We start from the raw sequence: 26354 nt of genomic DNA, 5'->3' as shown, positions 1-26354 counted from the left end.
CGGCTGGTGGCGACACCGGCCGTTTTTTCGTTTATGTTGTGCTTTCTGGTAATACTCTGATGGGCTTGCGGCGCACGGCGTCCCCCCGGATGAGACGGCTTTTTTGAATACTGATAACCATGTGGGGACCATGAAACATCATCCGACACCACTGGCCGCCGCGGCGGCCCTGACTGTGCTGCTGGCCGCCTGTGCCACGCCTCCCGCGCCTAGCGCGACGCCCATCGATATCAACCTGGTCGCCCTGAACGATTTTCATGGCAACCTCGACCGCAGCAAATTCACCTACACGAGCGCCGCCGATGCCGGGAGCAAGACGGTGCAGGCGGGCGGCATCGATACCCTGTCCGGCGCATTGACAGCGTGGCGGCGCGAAGATGCGCAGCTGATTTTTGTCGGCAATGGCGACCTGATCGGCGCCAGCCCCGCCATGTCGGCGCTGTGGGCGGACGAACCGAGCATCGTCGCCATGAACATGCTGGGCATGAAAGCCAGCTCCGTCGGCAACCATGAATTTGACCAGGGCAAGGCGGAATTGCTGCGCCAGCAGCGCGGCGGTTGCGAGTCATCGCGCGCCGACAAGGCCTGCAAGTTCACGCCCGACTTCAAGGGCGCCAGCTATACCTATATGGCGGCCAATGTCATCGACACGCAGACGGGCAAGTCCTTGCTGCCCGCCTACCGCATCGAAGAGGCGCATGGCGTCAAGGTGGGCCTGATCGGTGCCGTGCTGAAAGATACGCCGTCCGTGGTGACGGCCGCCGGCATTGCCGGCCTGCAGTTCGGCGATGAAGCGGACGCCATCAACGCCACCTTGCCGCAACTGCGCGCGCAGGGCGTGGGCGTGTTCGTCGTGCTGCTGCACCAGGGCGGCGAGACGAAGGAAGCCGTCGACCAGCCCGACTGCAGCCACCTGAAGGGCGAAGTGGTCGACGTGGTCAAGCGCCTCGACCCGGCCATCCAGCTGGTCATCAGCGGCCATTCGCACCAGGGCTATCTGTGCCGCGTCGATGGCCGGCTAGTGACGCAGGCACAGATGGGCGGGCACATGTTGACGCGCATCAAACTCAAGGTCGATCCCGTCAAGAATGCCGTTGTTGATGCCAGCGCGCAAAACGTCGTCATGTTGCCAGGCATGTATGAGCCGGACCCTGCCGTGGCAGCCTACCTGGAATCGGTCAAGCAGCGCAGCGCAGCCGAATTGTCGCGTCCCGTGGCCGCCATCGCCGTGCCCAGCGTGGGCCGCAGCACCAAGGGCAGCGGCGCTTCCGCGCTGGGTGACCTGGTGGCCGACAGCACCCTGTTCGGCGCACGCGCTGCCGGTGCACAAATCGGCTTGATGAACAATGGCGGCATCCGCAAGGACCTGGAAGCGGGTGCCGGCCTGATGACGAATGTGGGCCAGAACCAGGCAGTGGTGCCGTTTGGCAATACGCTGATCGTCGTGAGTTTGTCCGGCGCGCAAATCCGCACCTTGCTCGAGCAGCAATGGCCGGGCGCCGAAGCGGAGGACAACAATCTGCTGCAAGTGTCCGAAGGTTTTACTTATCGCTGGGACAGCACGCGGCCGCAGGGCCAGCGTGTGCTGCCGGGCAGCATCATGCTCAATGGTATTCCTCTGGAAGACAATCAACAATACCGTGTCGCCGCCAACAGTTTCCTCGCCGGCGGCGGCGACCGCTTTACCGTGCTGGCGGCCGGCACGCGCCGTCTGGACACGGGCGTGCGCGACATCGACGCCTTCAGCGATTACCTGATCGCCCGCGCGCGCGCCGGCAAGCCCGCTGGCAGCGCCACGGCGGCGGGCCGCATCGTGCGCGTCAAATAATCTACAAGGAATAACCATGCGTCATTTATCTGTTTCCCTGCTCGTCACTACCCTGTTCACGGGCACGGCCCACGCCGATTTCACGATACCCGGCTTTGAGCTGGTGCACACCTCGCCCGTGGAAACGAGCTTGACCAATCCCGACCTGCGCGAGCCCGTCGCCGTGTGGAGCGAGCTGTTCGATTCGGCCAAGAAAGAGATCGTCATCGCCCAGTTCTATGCCGTCAGCAAACCGGGCACGGCCTTTGAAAAGGTGCTGGCCAGTTTGACGGCCGCCGGCCAGCGCGGCGTGAAGATCCGCTTCCTGCTGGACCAGAAGGGCGTGGGCCTGTCGGAAGCGGCGACCATCGCCCGCATCAAGGCGATTCCCAACCTGGACTTGCGCCTCATCGATTTCAATAAAATCACGGGCAACGGCATCGTGCACGCGAAATACCTGGCCGTCGATGGTGAAGTCGCGTACATCGGCAGCCAGAACTTCGACTGGCGCTCGTTCGAGCACATCCATGAAACGGGCTTGAAGATCACGGAACCCGCCATGGTGGGCCAGGTGCAGGCGATTTTTGAACAGGATTGGCAAGCCCAGGCGCTGACGTCGCAAGGCAGCCGCGCCACGATGCTCAACAGCAAGGTCGTGCCGGCCAATTACGCGCAAAACGCTTTCCTGCTGGCCAGCCCGAACGCCTACAACCCGGCCGGCGTGGGCGACTCGGAAACGGGCTTGCCCGCCCTGCTGGCGGAAGCGAAAAACGAAGTGCGCATCCAGTTGCTCGACTATGCGCCGCTGTCGTATGGCCCGAACCGCACGCGGCCGTACTACGCCGTGATCGACAACGCCGTGCGCGCCGCCGCCCAGCGTGGCGTCAAAATCAAGCTGATGGTGTCCGCCTGGAATACGGAAGCGCCGGCCATCGCCTACCTGAAAAGCCTGGCCCTGGTGCCGAACGTGGAAATCCGCATCGTGACGATTCCTACGGCCTCGACGGGTTTCATCCCGTTTGCGCGCGTGATCCACAGCAAGACCATGAGCATTGATGGCAAGCTGGCCTGGGTCGGCACGAGCAACTGGGCGGGCGGCTATTTCGACTTGTCGCGCAACCTGGAAGTGGTGCTGCGTAACGATGCCATGGCGCAGCGCATTGCCGCGCTGCATGAGCAGACGTGGAGCTCGGCGTATGCGCAACCGATCGACATCAACAAGCGGTATCCGAAGCCGGCGAAAGCCACGCCGCAAGCAAAGGAATAAGCATGAAGAAACTATTCTGCGTGCTGGCGCTGGGCGCCGCATTCGCTTCCAGCAATGTGCTGGCCTGGGGCAACGATGGCCACCGCGCCGTGGGCGCCATTGCCGATCAATTGCTCAAAGGCAGCGCGGCCCAGGCTCGGCTGGAGAAATTGCTGTTGCCGGGCGAAAGCCTGGAAAAGATCGCCAACTGGCCCGATTGCGTGAAGGGCACGTATTGCGGCCCGCAATCGCCGGAGATGTTGAGCTATGTCGCGGCGAATCCCAAGCATGGCGAATATCACTACACGAACGTGCCTTTTCAACATGCGCATTACCACGACCATGGCGTGGGCACGGCCGATGACGATATCGTGCAGACGCTCAAGCGGGCGATCCTGGTGTTGCAGGGCAAGGCCGATGCGGCCAGCAATCCGCACGGTTTCAGCCAGCGCGAAGCGCTGATCCTGATCACGCACCTGGTGGGCGATATCCACCAGCCATTGCATGTGGGCAATGCGTTTCTCGGCAAGGATGGCCAGTTCTTCGTGCCCGCCACACAGGCGCAGATCGACGACGTGGCCATCTTCAATGCGCGCGGCGGCAACGACTTGCTGCTCGACGATGCGAAGATGACGGCCTTGTCGGATGCCGTGATTCCCGCGCCGCTGCCGGCGGAAGCGGGCGATGCCAAGCCTGCCAGCAGCTATCCGAAGTCGCCCACCAAGCCCCTGCATTCGTACTGGGACACGACCGTGGTCGATTACGCCATGCGCCGCCTCAGCACGCGCACGCCGCAGCAGTTCGCCCGCACCGTGATCGCCAGCGTTCCCGTGGTGAGCGCCAACAGCGGCGACCCCGCCACCTGGCCGTATCAGTGGGCCGATGCCGCGCTGGCGGCGTCAAAGCTTGCTTTCACGGATGTGGTGGCCGGTCCCGCCACGCAGCAGACCAGCCGCAAGGGCGAGGTCTACAACGTCTGGACCCTGACGGTGCCGGACAACTATCCGGTACCGAGTTCTGCGCTGGCGAAGCAGCAGCTGACCGAGGCGGGCTATCGCCTCGCTGCCGTGCTGCAGGCGATTTGGCCGCAGTAAGGTGTCATCCGAAAGCGGCCTGCGGGCCGCTTTTTTCATGCCACGGTGATGCCGATGCCCATCTCGCGGAAGGGCGCGACCAGGGCGTCTTCCACGTCGCGGTGCACGATGATATCGTTGACCTGGCTCATGGGTGCGATTTGAAACGGCGAGGCCGTGTTGAACTTTTCCGACGAGGCAAGCACGACGGTGCGGTTTGACGCCTCGCTCAGTGCGCGTTTCACGCACGCTTCCTCGTAATCACCGGTGGTGATGCCCGCTTGCGGATGCAGACTGGATACACCCATGAAATACAGGTCGGCGCGGATGCGACCGATGGCTTCCACGGTGGCCGCGCCGACGCCCACGATCGAGTGTTTGTACAGGCGTCCGCCCAGCATCAGCACCTCGATGAAAGGGTGATGCACCAGCTCGACGGCAACCGAGGGGCTGTGCGTGACGACGGTGGCGCGCAAATCGCGCGGCAGCTGGCGCGCCAGCTGCACGGCGGTCGTGCCGCCATCGAGAAACACCACTTGCCCCGTTTGTATCATGGCGCCTGCCGCGCGTCCGATGGCGGGCTTGGCTTCGGGCGAAATCTGTTCGCGGGCCGCAAACGGCGCCAGCGCGGGCGAACTTGGCAGCAAGGGGAGGGCGCCGCCGTGCACGCGTTCCAATAGCCCTTCTTTCGCCAATTCGCGCAGGTCGCGCCGTATCGTGTCTTCCGACAAGCCCAGACTATCGCTGACGGCCTTGGCGACGATCTGCCCTTCGCGCTGGAGCATGTCCAGCAGGTATTGTTTGCGTTGATGTGTCAGCATGGTTTTTCTTGAGTGTTCTTGTATTTTCTTGATATTGCACGAGTTTGCATGATAAAGTCGGCGAAGGCAAGCACATGTAAACACAAGGAGACACTATGCGCGAAGAAAATAGCAAGCAGGAACGGGTCCGCATCCAGCAGGTGCAGACCCTGTCGCATGACTGGTATCTGCTGCAAAAGACCACGTTCGACTATCTGCGCCACGATGGCGAATGGCAGACGCAGACGCGGGAAACTTATGACCGTGGCGACGGAGCCACCATCCTGCTCTACAACAAGGCCAAACGCACGGTGATCCTGATCCGCCAGTTCCGCTTTCCTACCTACCGCGAAGGCCACGATGGTTTTCTCATCGAGTCGGCCGCCGGCTTGCTGGAAGAAGCCAGCGCCGAGCAGCGCATCCGCGCGGAGGTGGAAGAGGAAACCGGTTACCGGGTGGGGCAGGTGCACAAGGTGTTCCAAGCCTTCATGAGCCCCGGTTCCGTGACGGAACGCCTGCATTTCTTTGTCGCCGAATACGACCCCGCCAGCCGCATCGGCGACGGCGGCGGCCTGGCGCACGAGGGCGAAGACATCGAGGTGCTGGAGTTGCCGCTGGCGCAAGCGCTGCGGATGGTGGCGGACGGGCGCATCTGCGACGGCAAGACCATCATGCTGCTGCAGCATGCGCAGCTGCATTTGATGCCAGGCAAACAGGGGCAGCAGATTCTCGTAGCCGGCCCTTACCGTTCGGGCACGGGCGACGACCCGGCCCTGATGGCGGCGAATGTGGCAGCCATGGAAGCCGTCTGCCTGCCCCTGTATGAAAAGGGCCACATGCCCGTGCTCGGTGAATGGCTGGCCTTGCCCATGCTGGCGCTGGCCGGTTCCACCCGGGTGGGTGACGCCGTGTACGAGGAACTGTTCCACGCGCATGCGACGCGTTTATTGAGCCACTGCGATGCCGTGCTGCGTATCGGCGGTGCGTCTGGCGGAGCGGACCAGATGGTGGCCGTGGCGCAGGATCTCGGTTTACCCGTGTATTTCTCGCTGGACGAGATTACCCAGGCGTAAAAAAAGCGAAGCCCAAAGGCTTCGCTTTTTGTCATTTTAGGGAGCGCCTGAAAAATGCCCAGGGCTAGGCGTCTTGCCGAAGGCAGTACGAATGTACGACGAGGCAAGGCAACGACGCCATGGGTATTTTCTCAGGTGCTCTTAACGCGATTTTACAAAGGGGATGCCGATAGCCTTCGGCGCGATGGATTTCGCCATCAAGCCCGCCAGCACGATCACGGTGACGACGTACGGCACCATCTGGATCAGCGAGCCGGGGATGCGGCCCACGACGGGCAAGTCCACGCCTTCAATTTGAATCTGGATGGCGGCGAAGAAGCCGAACATCAGGCAGCCGAGGAAGGTGTAGACGGGGCGCCAGTTGCCGAACACCATGGCCGTCAGGGCCAGATAGCCGGCGCCGGCCGACATGTCGCGCAGGAAGAAGCCGCTTTGCACGATGGCCAGATACGCGCCCGAGAACGAGCACAGGATGCCCGCCACCAGCATGGCCAGGTAGCGCGTCGCTTCCACGCTCACGCCGGCCGAGTCGGCCGCATGCGGGTTTTCGCCGCAGGCGCGCAGGCGCAGGCCGAAGCGCGTGTGGTACAGCAGCCAGTGCACGAGCGGGATCAAGAGGAAGGCCACGTAGACGAGGATGGAATGGCCGCCGATCAGATGGGCATACACCCAGCCGATGAAGGGAATATGCTCCACGTACTGCGTGCCCGGCAAGACGACGTCGAACAGTCGCGCCGAACCGAGGTCGGGCGTGCGCCCGCCCTGCTGGAAGAAAAATTGTGCCAGCACGAAGGTCAGGCCGCTCATGGCGATGTTGATCGCCATGCCGGCCACCAGCTGGTTGCCCTTTTGCGTGATGCTGACGTACGCCTGCAGCAGGGCCAGGGCGACGCAGACGAGCATGCCTGCAGCCATGCCGTAATACGGGTTTTGCGTCGTGTAGGCGACGGCGGCGGAAGCGAAGGCGCTGGCCAGGATCTTGCCTTCCAGGCCGATGTCGATCATGCCGCTGCGTTCGGCGAACAGGCCGGCCATGGCGGCAAAGATCAGGACGGGCGCATTGCGCACGGTCGATACCAGGATGCTGGCGAATTGAAAGTCGTCGAGTGTCATGGTGTTAGCCTTTGGTGCGCTTGAGCAGGGCGGAAATGGCCGGTGCGTAGAAGTTTTCCATGGCGCCGCAGAACAGGATGATCAAGCCCTGGATGAAAATGAAAGTTTCCGTCGGGATATTCGGTTTTTCCAGCGACAGGTCGAAACCACCCTGGATCAGCGCGCCGAACAGCACGGCGGACAAAAAGATGCCGACCGGATGCTGGCGGCCCATCAGGGCGATGGCGATGCCGATGAAACCGGCGCCGCCCACAAAATTGAGCGACAGGTAATGGGTCGAACCCATGATGGAATTGACGGAACCGAGGCCCGCCAGCGCGCCCGAGATCAGCATGACGACGATGATCATCTTGCTGATCGACACGCCCGCATAGTGGGCCGCGTGCTTGTTGAGGCCCGTGGCGCGCAGCTTGAAGCCCCACGACGAACGCCAGACCATCACGCCGTAGATCACCAGCGCGGCGATCGCCAGGATAAAGCTGATGTTCAGCGGCGTGTCGCCCAGCGACGGGAACCAGGTGGAGAGGCGCGGCATTTCGCCGCTTTCCGCAAACACGCGGCTGGCCGTGTTCTGCTCGCCCGGCGGAATCAGGTACTTTACGATAATAAAATTCATCAGGCTGGCGGCGATGAAGTTGAACATGATGGTGGTCACCACAATGTGGCTGCCGCGCTTCGCTTGCAGATAACCGGGCAAAAAGCCCCACAAGGCGCCGAACAGGGCCGCGCCGATCATGGCGGCAGGAATCAAGAGCCAGGCGGGCAGGGTCTGGTCGAAGGCCAGCATGGTCACCGTCAGGCCCAGGCCGCCGATATACATCTGGCCTTCGGAACCGATATTGAACAGCCCGGCCTGCATCGCCACGGAAACCGACAGGCCCGTGAAAATGAAGGTGCTGGCGTAGAACAGCGTGTAGCTCAATCCTTCCGGATTGAGGATGGCGCTGTGGACGAGGATCGACAGCGATTCGGCGGGGTCTTCGCCCAGCATATAAATCACCAGGGCTGCGACCAGCAAGGCCGACAGCAGGTTTAACATGGGCATGACAAAGGCTGTCGCCCAGCGTGGCAAGTCGTTATTCATGATTTATGCATTCCCCCCATCAACAGACCGATGCGGGTGGTATCGAATTCTTCAATTTTCAGTTCGCCGGTGATGCGTCCGCCGCACATGACGAGAATGCGGTCGGCCAGCGCCCGCACTTCTTCCAGTTCGACGGACACCAGCAGGATCGCCACGCCCGCGTCGCGCAGGGCCAGCAATTGCGTATGGATGCTTTCGATGGTGCCGATGTCGACGCCGCGCGTGGGTTGCCCCACCAGCATCAGTTTCGGCTTGGCCAGCACTTCGCGCGCGATCACCACTTTTTGCTGATTACCGCCGGACAGTAAGCCGATGCGCAGGTCCGGATTGGCCGGGCGCACATCAAACGTTTTCAGCAGTTCCGCGCAGCGGGCGCCGATGGCCTTGAAGTTGAACAGGCCCCAGCGGTTTTTCAGGTGATCCTGGTAACCGAGGATGGTGTTCTGCATGACGGAAAAATTCTTCACCACGCCATCGCGCAAGCGGTCTTCCGGAATGTGGGCGATGCCCAGCTCGCGGAAGGCCAGCGGCAAGCCGTCGGCATCGTGGCGCTTGGCAAACGGCAAGTCCTTGTCGAGAAAACGCAGCTTGCCGGACGTCGGCAAGCGCATGCCCGACAGAATTTCCAGCAGCTCGCTCTGGCCATTGCCGGAAACGCCCGCGATGGCGACGATTTCGCCGGCGCGCAAGTTGAAACCTATATCGGCCAGCAATTTGACTTGCTGCGCGTCGGCCAGTTGCAGATCAGCCACTTCCAGCACCGTGGCGCCCGGATTGTACGGTGCGCGGGGCAGGTGGCTCTGGATGGGGCGGCCCACCATCATGTTGGCCAGTTCCTCTTTCGAGGTGCCGGCCGTTGCCACGGCGCCCACCACCGTGCCGCCGCGCATGACGGTGACGTTGTCGGTGATTTCCAGGATCTCTTGCAGCTTGTGCGTGATCAGGATGATGGTCTTGCCTTGCTCCTTGAACAGGCGCAGGATTTCAAACAGCGAGGCCGTTTCCTGGGCCGTCAGCACGGCCGTCGGCTCGTCGAGGATCAGAATACTGGCGCTGCGGTAAATCTGCTTGAGGATTTCCACGCGCTGCTGCGCGCCGACGGACAAGTCTTCGATCTTCGCCAGCGGGTCGACGTCGAGGCGGTAGCGCGCGCAAATCTCGCGCAGTTTCGCTTCCGCTTCCGTGCGGTGGCTGGCCAGGCGAAAACCGCCTTCCGTGCCCAGCATGATATTGTCGAGGACGGTGAAGTTCTCGACCAGCATGAAGTGCTGGTGCACCATGCCGATGCCGAGGTTGATCGCTTCCTGGCTGTTGCGGATAGGCTGTACTTTCCCGTCGAGCAGGATTTCTCCGCCGTCGGCACGGTAGTACCCGTACAGGATGCTCATCAAGGTCGATTTGCCGGCGCCATTCTCTCCCACCAGGCCGTGGATACTGCCCTTGGCGATGGAGAAGCTGACGTCGGCGTTCGCCTTCACATGTCCAAACTGCTTGGAAATGCTGCGAAATTCTACTGCTGGCTGCATAGGTTCATAACTGGATAGTTTCATGGAAACGCGCCGCGCGGAGACAGGCCCCGGCGGCGCGCTAAAAGATACGGAGAAAAATTAAACCGGGCAGCTGCTGCCGACGCGGTAATCGATCACTTTGATCTTGCCATCGATAATGTCCTTACGCGCACCCAACACGCGTTTTTCGATTTCCGGCGTAATCAGCTTGCGGTTGTTCTCATCGAGGGCCCAATCCACGCCGCCCTCTTTCAAGCCTTTATAGCTGACGCCGCCCTTCCAGGTGCCGTTCTTGACTTGCATGAAGCTGTCGTAGACCGTGTTGTCGACGCGCTTGACCATCGAGGTCAGGATGCTGCCTGGATACAAATGGTTCTGGTTCGAATCGACGCCGATCGCCAGCTTGCCTTTTTCCTTGGCCATTTGCAGGGTGCCCATGCCGCTGCCGCCGGCGACGGCGAAGACGACATCGACGCCGCGCTCGAATTGCGAGCGGGCCAGTTCGCCGCCCTTGGCCGGGTCATTCCAGGCGCCGGACGTGGTGCCGACCATGTTTTGCGTGATTTCCGTCTTCGGATTGACTGCCTTGACGCCTTGCGCGTAGCCGCAGGCGAAGTTGCGGATCAGGGGAATATCGATGCCGCCGATGAAGCCTACTTTCTTGCTTTTGCTGGCCATGGCTGCAGCCACACCGACCAGGTAGGAGCCTTCTTCTTCCTTGAAGACGACGGAGTTGACGTTGCTGCCGGCGGCCTGGCCGTCGATCAGCACGAATTTTACGTTCGGAAATTCCTTGGCGACCTTTTGCACGGCTTGCGTTTGCGCAAAGCCGATGGCGGCGATCATGTCGAGTTTCTTGCGGGCCAAGCCACGCATGACTTGTTCAGCCTGCGTATCGCTCGATGCCTGCACTTCGATGAAGGAAATGCCCGTGTCTTTTTTGAAGCGCGATGCGCCTTCGAAAGCGGATTGGTTGAACGACTTGTCGAACTTGCCGCCCGCGTCATACACGACACCCAGTTTTGGGGTAGCCGCGGACGCTTGAGCAGTCAGAAATACGGCTGCGATCGTCAAACTAAATTGTGTAAGTTTCATGAATTGGCTCCTGGAAGATCGATATTGTATATTTTTTATAGGTGAAACATATAATTTGGGGCCGATTTAGCCTGTTTTTGATGCACGAGGTGATAATTCCTTATCAACATTGCACTGTATCGCACAAGATCATTGCTGACCTCGCGTGCTTTCATGTCGACAGTGTGATGCTCATGCAACAGTCGCGCCCCGTCTCTTTTATAAGTACAACATCGAATGGGGCTGCCGGAGCGGGCTGGGATGCGCCGTCAGTGGACGGGCAGGGCAGGCACTGAACCGGCGCCGCGATGGGCGTCCGAATCACTATGCATCATGCCAGATATGTATGACAAATACGTTTTTGTTTAGCTATTTATATGATTGCCATATAAATTGGAATGCAAATCCAAAACGAAGGGCTGGGGTCGGACGGGGACGCCGAGTCCCTGAGGGTCCGACCCCGGTCTTGCTGCTTTTCGGGTTGCCGTTGCTTGCTGACGCTTGAGGCTTTGCCTCAATTAGCTGGGGGATTGATGATATTCAGGAAAGCCCGCACGACGGGAGCGTCGTCGAGCGTCGTGTAGCTGATGTACAGGTTGGCCGACGGCGGATTGGTCTTGATCGGCAGAAATACCACGCCGGGCCAGCCGATGCGGCTCGTCGTTTCCGGCACCAGGGTCACGCCCAGGCCCGCGCCCACCATGGCCAGCAGGGTTTGCGGTTCGCTTGCTTCCTGGAAAATCACGGGTTCGAAACCGGCGTTGATGCAGCATTGCACCAGGTAGCGGGGGAACGCGGACTTGTCCAGGTTGAGGGTCAGCATCGGCTCGTGGGCGATGTCGATCAGCTCGATGGCCGTGTTTTTTGCCAGCGGATGGTGTTCATTGACGGCCACGCAGACGTTTTCGCGGAAGCACAGTTCCTGGCGCAGATTATCGTGGCGCAAGTCGTCGTCGTTGAGTTTGGGTTCGCGCCAGAAACCCACGTCGATCTGCTTGGCGCGCAAGGCTTCGTATTGCACCGTGGGACCGAATTCATGGATGGTCCAGGTGACGCGCGGAAATTTGGTCTGGAATTCTTCCAGCAGGCTGGGGATGGGGCCCCACATGGCCGAGCCGACGATGCCCACGCGCAAGCGGCCTACTTCGCCGCGGTCGATCTGGCGGATGGTATCGATGGTCATGCGCATCTTGGCCAGCAGCTCGGCCGCCTCGTTCATCAACGCCTTGCCCGCCACGGTCAGCTCGAACGTGCGCGTGGTGCGCGCAAACAGGCGCACGCCCAGTTCGCTTTCCAGTTTCATGATCTGCTGGCTCAGGGGCGGCTGCGAGATATGCAGGCGCTCGGCGGCGCGGCTGAAGCTTTTCTCCTCGGCAACGGCAAGAAAATACTTTAACTGTTTCAGATCGATGGACATGCTTTCCTTGGCGTTGCGTGGTGCCTGGCGATGGAACGGCGCGCGGACCGGTAACGGCGCGCGCGCTTTCTTTACAGCAGTCCTATTATCGTGCCACGACCGCCTGCATGGCAATGGCCAGCGCGGTGCCGACTTGCGCATTGTGCTTGACCAGGGCGATATTCGTCGCCAGGCTGCGGCCATCCGTCAGCTGTTTGATGCGCGACAGCAGGAATGGCGTGACTTGCTTGCCCTTCACGCCGCCCGCGTCCGCTTCCTGCAAGGCTTGCGTGGTGATCGCATCGATTTCTTCCTTGGGCATCGCTTGCGCGGCGGGCACGGGGTTGCTGACGATCACGCCGCCTTTCAAGCCCAGCTGCCACTTGGTGCCGATGAAGGCGGCCTGCTCGGCGGCCGTGTCGAGGCGGAAATCGGCCTTGAAGCCGCTTTCGCGCGTGAAGAAGGCGGGAAAACCTTCCTGGCCCACGCTGATGACGGGCACGCCGTGGGTTTCCAGGTATTCCAGGGTCAGGCCGATGTCGAGGATGGATTTGACGCCCGCGCAGACGACGGCCACGGACGTGTGCGCCAATTCTTGCAAGTCGGCCGAAATGTCGAAGCTCGTTTCCGCGCCGCGGTGCACGCCGCCGATGCCGCCCGTGACGAACACGGCAATACCGGCCAGTTCCGCGCAGATCATGGTGGCGGCCACGGTGGTGGCGCCCAGTTTGCCCTGCGACAGGACGAACGGCAGGTCGCGGCGGCTGACCTTCATGGCGTCGGGCGAGGTGCCCAGCAATTCCAGCTGCTCCGGCGACAGGCCCACGCAGATCTTGCCGCCGATGATGGCGATGGTGGCCGGCACGGCGCCGCCGTCACGGATGATCTGCTCCACTTCGCGCGCCATTTCCACGTTTTGCGGATACGGCATGCCGTGCGAAATGATGGTCGATTCCAGCGCCACGATGGCCTTGCCGGCGGCGCGCGCATCGAGCACTTCTTGCGAGAACGAGAGGAAATTATTCAGTTGCGTCATATGTCAATCCTGTTGAAAGAGGGTAGGGGGAGGCGGCGTCAGGTCGGCGTCGTCGATGTCGTCGAGGGCGCCGGCCGAAATCCGGGGCGAGACGGTGGCAGCCGATTCCAGGGTCATGGCCGCCAGCTTCAGGCCGCGCCGGCAAGCCAGTTTCAAGTCGCTGATGTCGTGGTACAGCGACCAGCAGACGGCGGCGGAAAACGCGTCGCCTGCGCCCGTCACGTCGACGGCGTCCACTTCGCGCGCGGCCAGGTGCACGATGGGCGCGTCCAGGCTGTCGCCGTCCGTGAAATACACGCCTTCGCCGCCGCAGGTGACGATCACCTGGCGCGCCCCCTGGCGCTGTACTTCGCGGCAGGCGGCGCGCACCTCGAACGCCGTCGGCAAGGCGCGCGCCACGCGCGTTTCCAGCTCGCCCCGGTTCAGGATCAGCAGGTGCAAGCCCGTCAGGTCTAGCGGCAGGTGCGCCATCTTCGGCTGCGAAACGGCGACGATGACGAGCGGCGTCGCGCGGGCCGCGTCCTGGCGCGCATCAGCCAGCAGTGCCTGCACGCTGTCGTGGCCCAGGTTCAGGTCGCAGACGGTGAGGGCGGCGGCGGCGCGCTGCGGCTGGCGGCTGTGCAAAAAGGCCGGTGTCAGTTGTTCGTACAGCTGCATGTTGGCCATCGCCAGCAGCATTTCGCCATGTTCGTCGAGCACGGCGGTATAGGTGCCGCTGCTGGTGTTGCTTAAATGCAGGCTGCCGCGCATGTCGATGCCCGCGTCTTCCGCGTGTGTCTGCAGGGCGTGGCCGGCCGCGTCGTCGCCCAGGGCCGTCAGCAGGGCCACAGGAATCGACAGCCGGGCCAGGTTTTCCGCGATGTTGCGGCCCACGCCGCCAAACACTTCTTCCGAACGCACGGGGTTCGAGGTGCCCATCTGCAAGGTTGCCAGCGTGCGCATCTTGCGGTCGAGGTTGGCGGCGCCTATGCACAGCACGGGACGGCTGTCGGGCAGCACGTAGGCGCGTCCCAGCAGGCGCCGCTCGCGGATGAGTCCGGCGATGTGGCCGGCGACGGCCGAGCGCGACAAGCCCAGCTCGCTCGCCAGGTCTTGCTGCGAGATGAAGGGGTTGTTGCGGATCAGCGCATATAGCTGGTCTTTTTTATTGGTATCGGTCACAAGGTTTCACTGAAAGGATAAACATTTGTCCGAAACTTTAAACATTTGTCTGATTGGTGTCAAGCTCGCATAAAAAACCTTCGTATGGAGCTTGTATGCATGCATTTCCCGGGCATGGCGGGCCTGGGCTAGCCTCGACTATAATATCGGCCATTTATATTTGAATTGTATAAATGGGCAAGAAAAATGGTATTTGCCATACATATTCCGTTTGATGCATAGTGGCGGCAAATAGTGGCAATACGCATTTCGATATACCAGTAACACCTACATAACCGATACCTGGGCGGAAGTTCTTCACCGGGCACGGCCGCGCAGGCAGCAACCCATCATCATTAGTCAATCAGAGGATAACCATGTCGAACAACACCCCTTTCCACGCCGCCGAAATCATCCGTGCCCGCGCCCCTGAAAATTTCAAGCCGCGCGTGGCGATGATCCTCGGCTCCGGCCTGGGCGTGTTGGCCGAGCAAATGACGGACGCCGTCAGCATCAGCTTTGACGAATTGCCGGGTTTCCCGATCAGCACCGTGCACGGCCATGCCGGCGAACTGGTGGTCGGCACCTTGTCGGGCGTCGCCGTCGTCTGCATGAAGGGCCGTGGCCATTTCTATGAAGGCTATGGCATGGGCGTGATGACGAGCGCCATCCGCACCCTGAAACTGCTGGGCTGCGAAATGCTGTTCGTTACCAACGCCGCCGGTTCCCTGCGCCCTGAAGTGGACGCCGGCAGTCTGGTGGCCATCAGCGACCATATCAACCTGTTGCCAGGCACGCCGATGGTCGGCCCGAACGACGACCGCTTCGGCCCGCGCTTCTTCAGCATGGCCAACGCCTACGATGCGGATCTGCGCAAGCTGGTCAAGGACACGGCAGCCTCGAATGGCATCACCCTGCACGAAGGCGTGTTCGTTGCCTACCCTGGCCCGAACTTCGAGACGGCCGCCGAAATCCGCATGATGGCGCGCCTGGGCGCCGACACGGTCGGCATGTCCGTGGTGCCGGAAGTGGTCTCGGCCCGCCATTGCGATCTGAAAGTGGTGGGCGTGTCCGTCATCACCAACCTGGCCGAAGGCATGTCGCCATTCGCCCTGTCGCACGAACAAACCCTGAAATACGCGGCCATCGGCGCGAAAGACCTGGTCAAGCTGATTCTGGCCTTCCTGGCGACCGTATCGGCTACGCCGCAAGCCTAAGCACTTTTTACGCAGCAGCGGCGCGCCGGCCACCGGCGCTGCCGCGCGGCAGGCCGGGAAAATCCGGCCTACACTGACCGCATCATCTTTGCATCACTCCATAAAGCGAGCCTTATCATGTCACGCGCATTTATCCTCCTGCTTGATTCCTTCGGCCTTGGCGCGACGCCAGACGCCGCCAAGTATGGCGACGCAGGTGCCAATACCTTTGGCCACATTGCCAGCACTGTCGCCAAAAGCGGCAAGACCTTGAAACTCCCGAACATGGAACGCCTGGGACTGGGCGCCGCGGCGCACCTGGCCAGCGGCGAATGGGCCACGGGCTTCGACCAGCGCGACGGTTTCACCGGCGCCTACGGCGCGGCGCGCGAGCGCTCCACCGGCAAGGACACGCAGAGCGGCCACTGGGAAATCGCCGGCGTGCCCGTCGAATTCGACTGGGGATATTTTCCCCGCACCACGCCGTCGTTTCCGGCCGACCTGACCGACAAACTGAAAGCCCTGTCCGGCGTGCCGGGCTTCCTCGGCGACTGCCATGCCTCGGGCACGGACATCATCAACAAGCATGGCGACGAGCACGTCGCCACCGGCAAGCTGATTATCTACACCTCGGGCGACTCGGTGATGCAGATCGCCGCGCACGAAGAATCGTTCGGCCTCGAGCGCCTGTACGAAGTGTGCGAAATGGCCTTCAAGCTGGTCGAGCCGTACAACATCGGCCGCGTCATCGCCCGTCCGTTCACGGGCAGCAACGGCAACTACACGCGCACGTCCAACCGCCACGACTATGCGGTGGCGCCGCCAAGCAAGACCCTGCTCGACCACGTCAAGGATGCGGGCGGCGAAGTCGTCGGCCTGGGCAAGATCAGCGACATTTTCGCCACCCAGGGTATTTCCAGAGTCGTGAAGGGTGTCGACAACATGGCGCTGTTTGAAGCGCTGTTGAAGACGGCCGATGAAGTGCAGGACAAGTCGCTCACTTTCGTGAACTTCGTCGATTTCGACCAGGCATTCGGCCACCGCCGCAACGTCGAAGGCTATGCCGACGCGCTGCGCGAAATGGATGCGCGCCTGCCGGAATTCATGGCCAAGCTCAGGGAAGGCGACCTGGTCGTGATCACCGCCGACCATGGCTGCGACCCCACCTGGCACGGCTCCGACCACACCCGCGAACACATTCCGATGATCTTCTTCGGCCCCGGCGTCGCCCCGCGCGCGCTGGGTATTTCCGAGACCTTCTCCGATATTGGCCAAACCCTCGCCAAGCACCTTGGCGTACCACCACTTGCTAATGGAACCAGCTTGTTATGACACTCATGCACCCCGAATTCAAGCGTAACGAGGCCGTCGGCCTCGACCTGGGCTGGATCAACCAGATCCGCGTCAACCGCGCCGCGACGGACCGCCGCGCGGCCAGCCTGGCGAACCGCCGTACGGTGAAAAAGGAATACCAGGCCGCCTGGCTGGTGAAAGCCATCCAGATGATCGACCTGACCACCCTGGGCGGCGACGATACGCCGGGCCGCGTGGAGCGCCTGTGCATGAAGGCCATGCGCCCGTTGCGCGCCGACCTGATGGACGCGCTGGGCCTGACGCAGCTGAGCACCGGCGCCGTGTGCGTGTACCACGAGATGATTCAACCGGCCGTGAAAGTCATCCAGGGCCGCTTGCCCATCGCCGCCGTGTCGACCGCCTTTCCGGCCGGCCTGACGAACATGGAAACGAAGCTGCGCGAGATCGAACTGTCGGTCGCCGCGGGCGCTTCGGAAATCGATATCGTCATCACGCGCCAGCATGTCCTGAACGGCAACTGGCAAGTGCTGTATGACGAAATGCTGGCTTACCGCAAGGCGTGCGGCGAAGCGCACGTGAAGGCGATTCTCGCCACGGGCGACTTGCTGACCATGGAAAACGTGGCCAAGGCGTCGTGGGTGTGCATGATGGCGGGCGCCGATTTCATCAAGACCTCCACCGGCAAGGAAAGCGTCAACGCCACCATTCCCGTGGCCCTGACGATGGTGCGCACGGTGCGCGAATACTATGAACAGACGGGTTTCAAGGTGGGCTTCAAGCCGGCCGGCGGCGTCAGCTCGGCCAAGAGCGCGCTGCAATACCTGACCCTGATGAAGGAAGAGCTGGGCAACGAATGGCTGCAGCCGCACCTGTTCCGCATCGGCGCTTCCAGCCTGCTGACCGACATCGAGCGCCAGCTCGAGCACTACGTCACCGGCAGCTACTCGGCCAATCATCGTCACGCACAACCTTAAAGAACAATCGTCATGCCTACAATTAACGAGATTCTCACTACTATGGACTACGGCCCTGCTCCCGAAAGTCAAAAAGAAGCGCAAGCGTGGCTCGACGGCCATCAGCGCACATTCGGCCTGTTCATCGACAACGCCTGGAGCGAGCCGGCCGAACTGTTCGCCTCGACCAATCCTGCCGACGGCACGCAGCTGGCCGAGCTGACGCAAGCCACCGACGCCGACGTGGAACGCGCCGTGGAAGCGGCGCGCCGCGCGCTGCCCGTATGGCAAGGCATGGGAGGCCATGGCCGCGCCAAGGTCATGTACGCGCTGGCCCGTCTGCTGCAAAGGCATTCGCGCCTGTTCGCCGTGCTGGAAACCCTGGACAACGGCAAGACCATCCGTGAAACGCGCGATATCGACCTGCCGCTGGCCGCGCGCCATTTCTACCATCACGCCGGCTGGGCGCAGCTGCAGTCGGAAGAATTCGCTGACTACCGCGCCGTGGGCGTGGTGGGCCAGATCGTGCCGTGGAATTTCCCCCTGCTGATGCTGTCGTGGAAAATCGCCCCGGCCCTGGCGGCCGGTAACACGGTCGTCTTCAAGCCGGCCGAATTCACGTCGCTGACCGCCATGCTGTTCGCCGAATTGTGCGTGCAGGCGGGCGTGCCGGCCGGCGTGGTCAACATCGTCACGGGCGACGGCAGAGTGGGCTCGGCCATCGTCAACCACCCCGGCGTCGACAAGATCGCGTTTACGGGTTCCACCGAAGTGGGCCGCCTCATTCGTGAAGCGACGGCCGGCAGCGGCAAGAAGCTGTCCCTCGAATTGGGCGGCAAGTCGCCGTTCATCGTCTTCGAAGACGCGGACCTGGACGGCGCCGTGGAAGGCCTGGTCGATTCGATCTGGTTCAACCAGGGACAAGTGTGCTGCGCCGGCTCGCGCCTGCTGGTGCAGGAATCGGTCCAGGAGCGCTTCCTGAACAAGGTACGCGCCCGCATGGAAAACCTGCGCCTCGGCTCGCCCCTGGACAAATCGATGGATGTGGGCGCGCTGGTCGACCCCGTGCAGCGCCAGCGCATCGCCGCGCTGGTCGATACCGCCCGTGCCGAAGGCTGCGACGTGTGGCAACCGGCATGCGAATTGCCGGCTGACGGTTCGTGGTTCCCGCCTACCCTGATCACGGGCGCGTCGACCTCGGCCGCCGTGGCACAGGCTGAAATCTTCGGCCCCGTGCTGGTGGCCATGAGCTTCCGCACGCCGCCTGAAGCGGTGCAGCTGGCGAACAACACGGTGTACGGCCTGGCCGCCAGCGTGTGGACCGAGTCGATCAGCCTGGCCCTCGATATCGCGCCCGCCATCAAGGCTGGCGTGGTATGGATCAACAGCGCCAACCAGTTCGACGCGGCCTGCGGCTTCGGCGGCTACCGCGAATCGGGCTTCGGCCGTGAAGGCGGCCGCGAAGGCATGCTGGAATACATGACGGCCCTGGCCGAAGATGCACGTCCGGCCTTGCCGGTGGTGGAAGCGAAAGCCAAGGCCAACGTGAAGCCGGCGGCAGCGGACCCCTTCGCCATCGACCGCACGGCCAAGATGTACATCGGCGGCAAGCAGGCGCGCCCTGACAGCGCCTACAGCGCGCCCGTGTTCGGCGCGAATGGCGCCTTGCTGGCCGAAGTGGGCGTGGGCAGCCGCAAGGACATCCGCAACGCTGTCGAAGCGGCCCATAAAGCGTCCGGCTGGACCAGCGCCACGGCGCACAACCGCGCGCAAGTGCTGTACTACATCGCCGAAAATCTGGCAGCGCGCGCCGACGAATTCGCCGCCCGCATCGCAGCCATGACGGGCAGTAAAAACCCGGAGAAGGAAGTGCAGGCATCGATCGAACGCCTGTTCTACTACGCCGCCTGGGCCGACAAGTACGACGGCCTGGCGCACCAGCCGCCCACCAAGGGCATCACCGTGGCGCTCAATGAAGCGGTCGGCGTGATCGGCATCGTCTGCCCGAATGAAGCGCCTTTGCTCGGCTTCATCTCGCTGGTGGCGCCGGCCATCGCGCTGGGCAACCGCGTGGTAGTGGTGCCGTCGGAAGCGCATCCGCTGTCCGCGCTGGACCTGTACCAGGTGTTCGACACGTCCGACCTGCCGGGCGGCGTCGTCAACATCATCAGCGGCAACGCCGATGAACTGGCGCGCACCCTGGCCACGCACGCCGACATCGACGCCGTCTGGCGCCATGACGGCTCCGCCGACGGTTGCGCGGAAGTCGAGCGCCTGTCGGCCGGCACGCTGAAGCGTACCTGGGTCGGCGGCGCGAAGGGCCGCGACTGGTTCAGTGCCGCCCAAAGCGGCGGCCGTGCCGTGCTGGCGCATGCGTCGCAAGTGAAAAACGTGTGGATACCTTACGGCGTTTAACTGACTGATCGTTGGAATTGCAAAGCTGGGGTCAGACCCGTCGGGGGGATACGCCATTGGGCGTATCCCGATCCCGCAGGGACTGACCCCAAACCTATTTTTATTGGAGTTATTCCATGTTTTTGACCCAGGAAATCATCCGCAAGAAGCGCGACAAGGGCGTCCTGAGCGCCGAGGAAATCCAGTTTTTCGTACGCGGCATCACTGACGGCAGCGTCAGCGAAGGGCAGATCGCGGCGCTCGGCATGGCCGTCTATTTCAACGACATGAACATGGACGAGCGCGTGGCGTTCACCCTGGCCATGCGCGATTCCGGCCAGGTGCTGGACTGGCGCTCGCTGAACCTGCCGGGCCCCATCGTCGACAAGCATTCGACGGGCGGCGTGGGCGACGTCGTGTCCCTGCTGCTGGGCCCCATGGTCGCTGCGTGCGGCGGTTACGTGCCGATGATCTCGGGCCGCGGCCTGGGCCACACGGGCGGCACCCTCGACAAGTTCGACGCCATTCCAGGCTATTGCACGGTGCCGGACAATGCACTGTTCCGCAAGGTAGTGCAGGAGATCGGCGTGGCCATCATCGGCCAGACGGCGCAGCTGGCGCCGGCCGACAAGCGCTTCTACAGCATCCGCGACGTCACCGCCACGGTGGAATCGGTGGCGATGATCACCGGCTCCATCCTGTCGAAGAAACTGTCGGCCGGGCTGGACGCGCTGGTGATGGACGTGAAAGTGGGCACGGGCGCCTTCATGCCCACCTACGACAAGTCGGTGGAACTGGCCGAGAGCATCGTCGCTGTGGGCAATGGCGCGGGCATGCAGACGTCGGCGATCCTGACGGACATGAACGAGTCGCTGGCGCCGTACGCCGGCAATGTGCTGGAAGTGCGCGGCGCCATGGATTACCTGACGGGCCGTTCGCGTCCCGCTCGCCTGCACGAAGTCACCCTGGCGCTGTGCGCCGAGATGCTGGTGCTGGGCGGCCTGGCCGCCACCGAAGAGGAAGCGCGCGTGAAATTGATCGCGGCCCTCGATTCGGGCGAAGCGGCAGAGCGCTTTGCGCGCATGGTGTCGGCCCTGGGCGGCCCGGCCGATCTGGTCGAGCATCCTGATAAACACCTGGAGCAGGCGCCGTTCGTCGTGCCGGCGCCAGCGCCGTCGGCCGGCTTTGCCAACGTGCGCGATTGCCGCGCCATCGGCTTGGCAGTCGTGGCATTGGGCGGTGGCCGCCGCCGTCCGAGCGACAGCATCGATTTCGCCGTCGGCCTGACGGACCTCGTGGGCCTGGGCGAGCAAGTGGCCGTTGGCCAGCCGCTGGCCATGGTGCACGCGCGCACGGAAGCGGCGGCGCAGCAAGCCGTCAGGGAAATCCAGGACGCGTATGCAATCAGCGCCGTGGCGCTGGCGGGCAATCCGGTGATTTATCGTACCATTCGACCGTAGTTGAAAACTGGGGTCAGACCCCCGTTTGTGATGGCGCTGAGCTATGTGTCAGCGGTGTTGAGGGTCTGACCCCGGCCTTAATGATTTCAAAGGTATAACAGAAAAAATGAACAACCAAGAACTGATCGCCGAAGCCAACGCCGGCCGTGAACTGGCCTACGCGCCATATTCGCGTTTCAAGGTGGGCGCGGCATTGCTGTGCAAGGATGGCCGCGTCTTCCGCGGTTGTAACGTGGAAAACGCCGCGTATGGCCTGTGCAACTGCGCCGAGCGCACGGCATTCTTCAGCGCCATCGCGCATGGCTGCAAACCGGGCGACTTCGCCAAACTGGCCGTCACGGGCGACACGGTCGAGCCGATTTCGCCATGCGGCGCCTGCCGCCAGGTGATCTTCGAGATGGGCGGCGCCGACCTGCCCGTGATCCTGACGAACCTGAAAAACGATGTCATGGAAGTGACGGCCGGGTGGCTGCTGCCGCACGGCTTCGGCAATTCCGACCTGGACATGAAGTAACAGGATCCGCTTGAACAAGACGATCGACATCCAGGCCGCCGTGGCGATAGCTGCGGCCGAAGCCATGGCGGCGAAGACGCAGGGTACTTTTGGCGTGGGCGGCGTGCTGCTCGACGGCGCCGGCAACGTGCTGCAATCGATGCATAACAACGTCGTGCGCCAGGGGCTGGTGTTCGACCCCACGGCGCATGGCGAGCGCCAGCTGGTGGACTGGTATTTCGCCGAGCGGGCCAAGGGCGCGCTCTTGCCGCCGCCGGGCGAACTGACCATCGTCACTTCGCTCGACCCCTGCTGCATGTGCACGGGGGCGATCCTGGCGGCAGGCTTCAACGTGGTGGTGGCCGCGCCCGACGTCAAGGCGGGCATCAATTACGATGGCAGCGCCACGTTTACGGCCTTGCCGGCGCCGCTGCAGGCGCAGGCCGGCCGCAGTTTTTGCTATCCGGCCGTGCGCGGCGCCACCGAGTATGCGCGCGCCCCGTCCGGCGCCGCGCCCAAATCTTTTTTCATCGGCAAGAGCATCCATGAGGCGACGCAGGCACTGTGCTCGCTCGTGTTCGAAGCGACATCGGCGCAGGTGATGCAGCTGCTGAACGCCGGCGACGACGTGCCCCTGCGCGATCCCGCCGCCTTGCCGCCCGAGCATGTCGTGGTGCGCGCCTTGCGCCGCCGCTATCCCGACGCCCTGACTTACCGCTGCGACCCGCACGCGCCCGATGCTGGGCTGGCGCCATTCCTGCAGGCGGCCATGGAGCAGGACGCGCGTGATGGCGGCCAGGGCGATGCGGCCGCCTTGCTCGATTCCTTCGGCAACCTGCTGCTATGCATGCCGGGTAAGTTGAGCCAGTCGGCCATACGCACGCCGTTCATGGAATGCACGCGCCAGTACGCGCAGCTGCGTTTTGAATTGATGGCGAATGCGGTGCCGGCGCTGCAGGAGGAAATCAAAAGCTACCTGGGCCACCCCAAGCACGGCACCTTCGTGCTGGCCATCGGCCCGGACGACAGCGCCGCCAGTTTCATGACCCTGGGTGCCTACGGCTCCACCATGGAAGGGGCGCTGCCGGAGAATAATCCCGCGCAATTCCAGTACGTGCGCCCGGCCATGGCGCAAGACGCGCTGCTGGCGCTGTGCGAGTCGATGCCGCCGCTGTACCGCAAGTTGATACGCATCCGGCCGCGCCAGGTGGCGGACCAGGCCCTGGTCCAGGCGCTAGGCTAGTCTAGGCGTCATCGTCCGGCAGGTTCTTCAGCAGGAAGTCGCGCACGTTTTCGCCTGCCACGCGGCGGATCTGCGCTTCCGACAGGCCAGCATCCAGCAGCGCCTGCGTCAAGCGCGGCAAGCCGGCCGCGTCGATGGCCGTGGTGACGGCGCCGTCGAAGTCCGAACCATAGGCCACGTGTTCGGCGCCGATCAGCTTGACCGTGTACTTGATGGCGCGCGCGATCGAAGCCACGTCCTTGCCGCAGACGGCCGTATTCCAGAAGCCGATACCCACCAGGCCGCCCTGGGCGGCGATGCGTTTCAGCTGGGCGTCGCTCAGGTTGCGCCCGTTGGCGCAGGTGCCGCGCACGCCCGTGTGCGATACCATCACGGGGCGTTTCGCCAACGTCAGTACGTCGTCGATGGTGGCCGGCGAGGCGTGCGCCAGGTCGACGATCATCTTGCGCTGCTCCATGGCGCGCAGCCATTGCCGGCCCAGCGGCGTCAGGCCGCCTTTTTTCAGGCCGTGCTGGGAGCCGGACAGTTCCGTGTCGAAGAAATGCGTGGGCGCGGCCATGCGGTAGCCGGACCGGTACAGGGTGTCGAGATTGTCCAGCTTGCCTTCGAGCGCATGCGCGCCTTCCAGTGTCAGCCAGCCGGCCAGCAGGGCGGGGTCTTTTTCGCGCGCGGCGATGAAGCTGCGCAACTGGGCGCGGCTGCCGATGACGCGCACCTTGCCATGGCTTTTTGCCGCTTGCTGGCGCAGCTCGTCGGCCTGCCAGGTGGCGCGCGCCAGCAGGCTGTTCCACGTGGCGGGCGGCAGGCCTTGCGCCACCACCAGGGCCGTGATGTTGTCCGTGTCGCTGCCATTGCGCTCGATATTCATCTTGCGCGGCGTCTTGGTGACGACGGAAAAGGCTTGCAGCGCCACGTTGGCCCTCTGCAGGCGGGGAAAGTCGACGTGACCGCGCTGGCTGTCGCGGTTCAGGTCGCGTTGCCACAGCAGGCTGTCGGCGTGCAGGTCGGCGATCCACAGGCTCTGATGCAGGGCCACAGTGGCTGCCGACGGCGCCTTGCCGGACGGGGGATGAATGCGGTTGAGATGTTCGTCGACGAGGACGGGAGCGGACAGGAAACCGCCGATCAGCGCAAGGCTGGCGGCGGTGAGGGTAGCGACAATCATTGTTCTCCGTTTTACCATGGATCGTAGGTGCCCAGGCTCCAGATGTGGCCTTCCGGGTCGCGGCAGGTAAAGCCCCGTCCGCCGTAATCTTCATCCTTGATGTCGAGCACGATCTCGGCGCCGGCTTCGCGCGCGCTGCGGTAGACGGCATCGGCGTCGCTGACGACCAGGTAGCAGTTTTGCGTGTTGGCGCCGCCGACGTCGCTTGGCAGTTTCATCAGGCGGCCGTAGTCGCTGTCGAGGGCGGGTGCCACCATGACCATGCCGTTGCCAAAGCTCAGTTGCGCATGGGCGACACCGCCTTCGCCATCGGGCACGATCAATTGCTTTTCAAAACCGAGCGCCTTGCACAGCCATTCGATGGCGGCGGGCGCGTCGCGGTAGCGCAGGCAGGGAATAGTCGTAGCTGCTGTAGCTTTTGCTGTCGTGGTCATCAGAAAACTCCTATGGCTGAGGGGGAGTAGCTTCGATCATGGATACTGCGTAGCGTTCCGTATCAAATCCCTCCATTTGGATGGTTTTGATGCCCGTCAGTGCCGCGCCCATCCATAGTGCCATAGAACCATCATTGCACTCTTGCCACGCCGCAAATTTTTATTGCGGCGAATGCTGCGAGCCCGACGCTTTCTGATCTGCGCCGGCATCGTCGTTGTTGCTTGCCCATCTCAGCAGCATGACGAGGGCAAACAGCATGATGGCCAGCGGCAAGATGGTGATCAGGAACGCCATGCCCAGGCAGCAGACCAGCAGCATGGGCCAGGACATGGCACGCAAGGCAGCCATCCCCTGGCGCGCGTAAGCGCACAGCTCGTTCCAGAAAGCGCTGAAGGAAGTGCTGCCCGGTGCCGAATTGATGTCTTTCATGCCGTTCTCCTGTCGTGTGTGTGCCGCTGCCGTATGCATGCTGGCAATGAAACCACTATAGGCAAATCCTTGCTGCCGGGTATGGCGTATGCGACGAATGGCAGGAATGGCGGACCGAACGGCGACAGGCAACGACAAACGGTTACTCGAAGACCTTCAGTTTCAGCTGGAAACTGAGCGCGCCATACAGGCGGTCCTTGTAAGACGGCACGATGGCGATATTCACGCCCACGCGCTGGTATTCATAGCTGATGGTGGGGACCAGGGCCGGGAACCAGCCGCCATCGCGCATCTTCGGATAGCCGCTGAAGCCGCCAACGACGGCGCCGATGCGCAGCGGGCCCACCTTGATCGGCTGGTAGTACACGCCCAGGTAATTCGAGTAGGCGCGATCGCTATTGTAGAAGCGGCCGGCCGTGACCGACGCGACCGTGGAGAAGCGGTATTCGGCGCCCAGGCCCGGATTGCTGTCGTTCAGGTTCTTGTCGCGCTGAAAGTGATACGAATAAAAGCCCGCGTTGAGCCAGGTTTCGCTGAGCGGCTGGTTGTCGATCATGTTAAACACATCGGCTTGCGCGCCGCAGGCATATGCCAGCATCAGTGCGCCTAGGGACAATCGTTTCATGCGTGCTTCATCCTTATGATTTCATACTTTGTGGGCTGGCCTGGTCTGGCGCTGCCGCGATCGTATCACCAAGTTGGCTGCGCTTCTAAGCAATATTGAAAGTGCAGAACAGACGGCTGTTTGCCCGTCTGTTTTCAGCGTCAGCCGGATGGCTGCGGCGTTCTCCGGGCAGCGCCAGGAGAATGATTCCCGCCGAGCAACTATGTTTTCATTATTGTTACAAAAGTTGTTGGTTTGCGACATATCAAAGCGAATGGATATGATATTCTGGCGTCAAGTTAATTTTCTTTTTGGAAA

22 protein-coding genes and 1 pseudogene are annotated in these 26354 nt (G+C 62.6%); 11 read left to right on the top strand and 12 right to left on the bottom strand.

From position 1 onward, the window contains the following. Window positions 1-130 precede the first annotated feature (130 nt). The 3 genes from OX462_RS23400 to OX462_RS23390 are packed head-to-tail and all read left to right on the top strand — an operon-like array spanning window position 131 to window position 4147. Window positions 131-1828 carry a bifunctional metallophosphatase/5'-nucleotidase gene (locus OX462_RS23400; protein WP_409027189.1) on the top strand — a complete coding sequence of 566 codons (1698 nt, stop codon included), beginning with the start codon at window positions 131-133 and terminating at the stop codon, window positions 1826-1828. 16 nt (window positions 1829-1844) lie between these two features. Beyond that, window positions 1845-3074 carry a phospholipase D-like domain-containing protein gene (locus tag OX462_RS23395; protein WP_409027188.1) on the top strand — a complete coding sequence of 410 codons (1230 nt, stop codon included), beginning with the start codon at window positions 1845-1847 and terminating at the stop codon, window positions 3072-3074. 2 nt (window positions 3075-3076) lie between these two features. Then, window positions 3077-4147 (top strand): S1/P1 nuclease, encoded by a 1071-nt coding sequence (locus OX462_RS23390; protein ID WP_409027187.1) that lies wholly within the window; start codon window positions 3077-3079, stop codon window positions 4145-4147. A 35-nt stretch (window positions 4148-4182) separates the two neighbouring features. On the opposite strand, the gene OX462_RS23385 is transcribed toward OX462_RS23390, so the two are convergent. Then, the gene (locus OX462_RS23385) at window positions 4183-4947 is read right to left on the bottom strand and encodes a DeoR/GlpR family DNA-binding transcription regulator (protein WP_070291089.1); all 765 of its coding nucleotides are present in this window, start codon (window positions 4945-4947) and stop codon (window positions 4183-4185) included. A 95-nt stretch (window positions 4948-5042) separates the two neighbouring features. Between OX462_RS23385 and OX462_RS23380 the strand changes: the two are divergent. Then, a pseudogene (locus OX462_RS23380) lies at window positions 5043-5627 on the top strand (NUDIX domain-containing protein); the annotation flags it as partial. A gap of 513 nt (window positions 5628-6140) precedes the next feature. On the opposite strand, the gene OX462_RS23375 reads toward OX462_RS23380, so the two are convergent. The 7 genes from OX462_RS23375 to OX462_RS23345 all read right to left on the bottom strand — a co-directional run bounded on the left by OX462_RS23375 (window position 6141) and on the right by OX462_RS23345 (window position 14371). Next, the gene (locus OX462_RS23375; RefSeq protein ID WP_034754516.1) at window positions 6141-7112 is read right to left on the bottom strand and encodes an ABC transporter permease; all 972 of its coding nucleotides are present in this window, start codon (window positions 7110-7112) and stop codon (window positions 6141-6143) included. A gap of 4 nt (window positions 7113-7116) precedes the next feature. Then, window positions 7117-8196, bottom strand: a complete 1080-nt coding sequence (locus OX462_RS23370; protein WP_409027186.1) for an ABC transporter permease — start codon at window positions 8194-8196, stop codon at window positions 7117-7119. Next, window positions 8193-9722, bottom strand: a complete 1530-nt coding sequence (locus OX462_RS23365; protein ID WP_409027185.1) for an ABC transporter ATP-binding protein — start codon at window positions 9720-9722, stop codon at window positions 8193-8195. Before OX462_RS23365 ends, OX462_RS23370 begins: the two co-directional genes overlap by 4 nt. Window positions 9723-9803: 81 nt before the next feature. Beyond that, a complete protein-coding gene (locus tag OX462_RS23360; protein WP_070219322.1) occupies window positions 9804-10799 on the bottom strand; it encodes a BMP family lipoprotein in 996 nt (331 codons plus the stop codon). A gap of 493 nt (window positions 10800-11292) precedes the next feature. Beyond that, window positions 11293-12195, bottom strand: coding sequence for a LysR family transcriptional regulator (locus tag OX462_RS23355; RefSeq protein ID WP_070219321.1), 903 nt, complete (start codon window positions 12193-12195; stop codon window positions 11293-11295). Between the two features lie 85 nt (window positions 12196-12280). After that, complete coding sequence (locus OX462_RS23350; protein ID WP_409027184.1) at window positions 12281-13210, bottom strand: pseudouridine-5'-phosphate glycosidase; 930 nt, start codon at window positions 13208-13210, stop codon at window positions 12281-12283. Window positions 13211-13213: 3 nt separating this feature from the next. After that, on the bottom strand, window positions 13214-14371 hold the full coding sequence (locus OX462_RS23345; protein WP_409027183.1) for a carbohydrate kinase: 1158 nt from the start codon (window positions 14369-14371) through the stop codon (window positions 13214-13216). Between the two features lie 356 nt (window positions 14372-14727). Here OX462_RS23345 and xapA point away from each other — a divergent pair, with 356 nt between their 5' ends. From xapA to OX462_RS23310, 7 genes are all read left to right on the top strand, one after another. Beyond that, window positions 14728-15567, top strand: coding sequence for a xanthosine phosphorylase (gene xapA / locus OX462_RS23340; protein WP_070312734.1), 840 nt, complete (start codon window positions 14728-14730; stop codon window positions 15565-15567). Between the two features lie 117 nt (window positions 15568-15684). After that, window positions 15685-16878 carry a phosphopentomutase gene (locus tag OX462_RS23335; protein WP_409027182.1) on the top strand — a complete coding sequence of 398 codons (1194 nt, stop codon included), beginning with the start codon at window positions 15685-15687 and terminating at the stop codon, window positions 16876-16878. Continuing rightward, entirely contained in the window at window positions 16875-17834 is a 960-nt protein-coding gene (deoC, locus tag OX462_RS23330; RefSeq protein WP_070219318.1) for a deoxyribose-phosphate aldolase, read from the top strand. The genes OX462_RS23335 and deoC overlap by 4 nt, the downstream gene beginning before the upstream one ends. A 12-nt stretch (window positions 17835-17846) precedes the next feature. Next, a complete protein-coding gene (locus OX462_RS23325) occupies window positions 17847-20228 on the top strand; it encodes an aldehyde dehydrogenase family protein (protein ID WP_409027181.1) in 2382 nt (793 codons plus the stop codon). A 116-nt stretch (window positions 20229-20344) separates the two neighbouring features. Further along, window positions 20345-21667, top strand: a complete 1323-nt coding sequence (deoA, locus tag OX462_RS23320; RefSeq protein ID WP_409027180.1) for a thymidine phosphorylase — start codon at window positions 20345-20347, stop codon at window positions 21665-21667. Window positions 21668-21773: 106 nt separating this feature from the next. Next, a complete protein-coding gene (locus tag OX462_RS23315; protein WP_035824999.1) occupies window positions 21774-22181 on the top strand; it encodes a cytidine deaminase in 408 nt (135 codons plus the stop codon). Between the two features lie 4 nt (window positions 22182-22185). After that, on the top strand, window positions 22186-23403 hold the full coding sequence (locus OX462_RS23310; RefSeq protein ID WP_162995812.1) for a nucleoside deaminase: 1218 nt from the start codon (window positions 22186-22188) through the stop codon (window positions 23401-23403). Between the two features lies 1 nt (window position 23404). On the opposite strand, the gene OX462_RS23305 is transcribed toward OX462_RS23310, so the two are convergent. The 4 genes from OX462_RS23305 to OX462_RS23290 all read right to left on the bottom strand — a co-directional run bounded on the left by OX462_RS23305 (window position 23405) and on the right by OX462_RS23290 (window position 26057). After that, window positions 23405-24568: a dipeptidase gene (locus OX462_RS23305; protein ID WP_099410330.1), complete on the bottom strand. Its 1164-nt coding sequence runs from the start codon at window positions 24566-24568 to the stop codon at window positions 23405-23407. Window positions 24569-24579: 11 nt separating this feature from the next. Next, the gene (locus OX462_RS23300) at window positions 24580-25002 is read right to left on the bottom strand and encodes a VOC family protein (RefSeq protein WP_099410329.1); all 423 of its coding nucleotides are present in this window, start codon (window positions 25000-25002) and stop codon (window positions 24580-24582) included. Window positions 25003-25162: 160 nt separating this feature from the next. Further along, entirely contained in the window at window positions 25163-25432 is a 270-nt protein-coding gene (locus OX462_RS23295; RefSeq protein WP_409027179.1) for a hypothetical protein, read from the bottom strand. Window positions 25433-25574: 142 nt separating this feature from the next. Beyond that, window positions 25575-26057, bottom strand: a complete 483-nt coding sequence (locus OX462_RS23290) for a hypothetical protein (RefSeq protein WP_070219311.1) — start codon at window positions 26055-26057, stop codon at window positions 25575-25577. Window positions 26058-26354: the final 297 nt, after the last annotated feature.

The sequence above is a fragment of the Janthinobacterium aestuarii genome, assembly GCF_046113285.1.
Lineage (GTDB): Bacteria > Pseudomonadota > Gammaproteobacteria > Burkholderiales > Burkholderiaceae_D > Janthinobacterium.
This window is presented reverse-complemented; position numbering and strand designations above follow the sequence as displayed.

Bases quoted from the DNA above. Each gene is read 5' to 3' on its own strand.
- OX462_RS23400 (WP_409027189.1), top strand. From the start codon at position 131: ATGAAACATCATCCGACACCACTGGCCGCCGCGGCGGCCCTGACTGTG.
- OX462_RS23395 (WP_409027188.1), top strand. From the start codon at position 1,845: ATGCGTCATTTATCTGTTTCCCTGCTCGTCACTACCCTGTTCACGGGC.
- OX462_RS23390 (WP_409027187.1), top strand. From the start codon at position 3,077: ATGAAGAAACTATTCTGCGTGCTGGCGCTGGGCGCCGCATTCGCTTCC.
- OX462_RS23385 (WP_070291089.1), bottom strand. From the start codon at position 4,947: ATGCTGACACATCAACGCAAACAATACCTGCTGGACATGCTCCAGCGC.
- OX462_RS23375 (WP_034754516.1), bottom strand. From the start codon at position 7,112: ATGACACTCGACGACTTTCAATTCGCCAGCATCCTGGTATCGACCGTG.
- OX462_RS23370 (WP_409027186.1), bottom strand. From the start codon at position 8,196: ATGAATAACGACTTGCCACGCTGGGCGACAGCCTTTGTCATGCCCATG.
- OX462_RS23365 (WP_409027185.1), bottom strand. From the start codon at position 9,722: ATGCAGCCAGCAGTAGAATTTCGCAGCATTTCCAAGCAGTTTGGACAT.
- OX462_RS23360 (WP_070219322.1), bottom strand. From the start codon at position 10,799: ATGAAACTTACACAATTTAGTTTGACGATCGCAGCCGTATTTCTGACT.
- OX462_RS23355 (WP_070219321.1), bottom strand. From the start codon at position 12,195: ATGTCCATCGATCTGAAACAGTTAAAGTATTTTCTTGCCGTTGCCGAG.
- OX462_RS23350 (WP_409027184.1), bottom strand. From the start codon at position 13,210: ATGACGCAACTGAATAATTTCCTCTCGTTCTCGCAAGAAGTGCTCGAT.
- xapA (WP_070312734.1), top strand. From the start codon at position 14,728: ATGTCGAACAACACCCCTTTCCACGCCGCCGAAATCATCCGTGCCCGC.
- OX462_RS23335 (WP_409027182.1), top strand. From the start codon at position 15,685: ATGTCACGCGCATTTATCCTCCTGCTTGATTCCTTCGGCCTTGGCGCG.
- deoC (WP_070219318.1), top strand. From the start codon at position 16,875: ATGACACTCATGCACCCCGAATTCAAGCGTAACGAGGCCGTCGGCCTC.
- OX462_RS23325 (WP_409027181.1), top strand. From the start codon at position 17,847: ATGCCTACAATTAACGAGATTCTCACTACTATGGACTACGGCCCTGCT.
- deoA (WP_409027180.1), top strand. From the start codon at position 20,345: ATGTTTTTGACCCAGGAAATCATCCGCAAGAAGCGCGACAAGGGCGTC.
- OX462_RS23315 (WP_035824999.1), top strand. From the start codon at position 21,774: ATGAACAACCAAGAACTGATCGCCGAAGCCAACGCCGGCCGTGAACTG.
- OX462_RS23305 (WP_099410330.1), bottom strand. From the start codon at position 24,568: ATGATTGTCGCTACCCTCACCGCCGCCAGCCTTGCGCTGATCGGCGGT.
- OX462_RS23300 (WP_099410329.1), bottom strand. From the start codon at position 25,002: ATGACCACGACAGCAAAAGCTACAGCAGCTACGACTATTCCCTGCCTG.
- OX462_RS23295 (WP_409027179.1), bottom strand. From the start codon at position 25,432: ATGAAAGACATCAATTCGGCACCGGGCAGCACTTCCTTCAGCGCTTTC.
- OX462_RS23290 (WP_070219311.1), bottom strand. From the start codon at position 26,057: ATGAAACGATTGTCCCTAGGCGCACTGATGCTGGCATATGCCTGCGGC.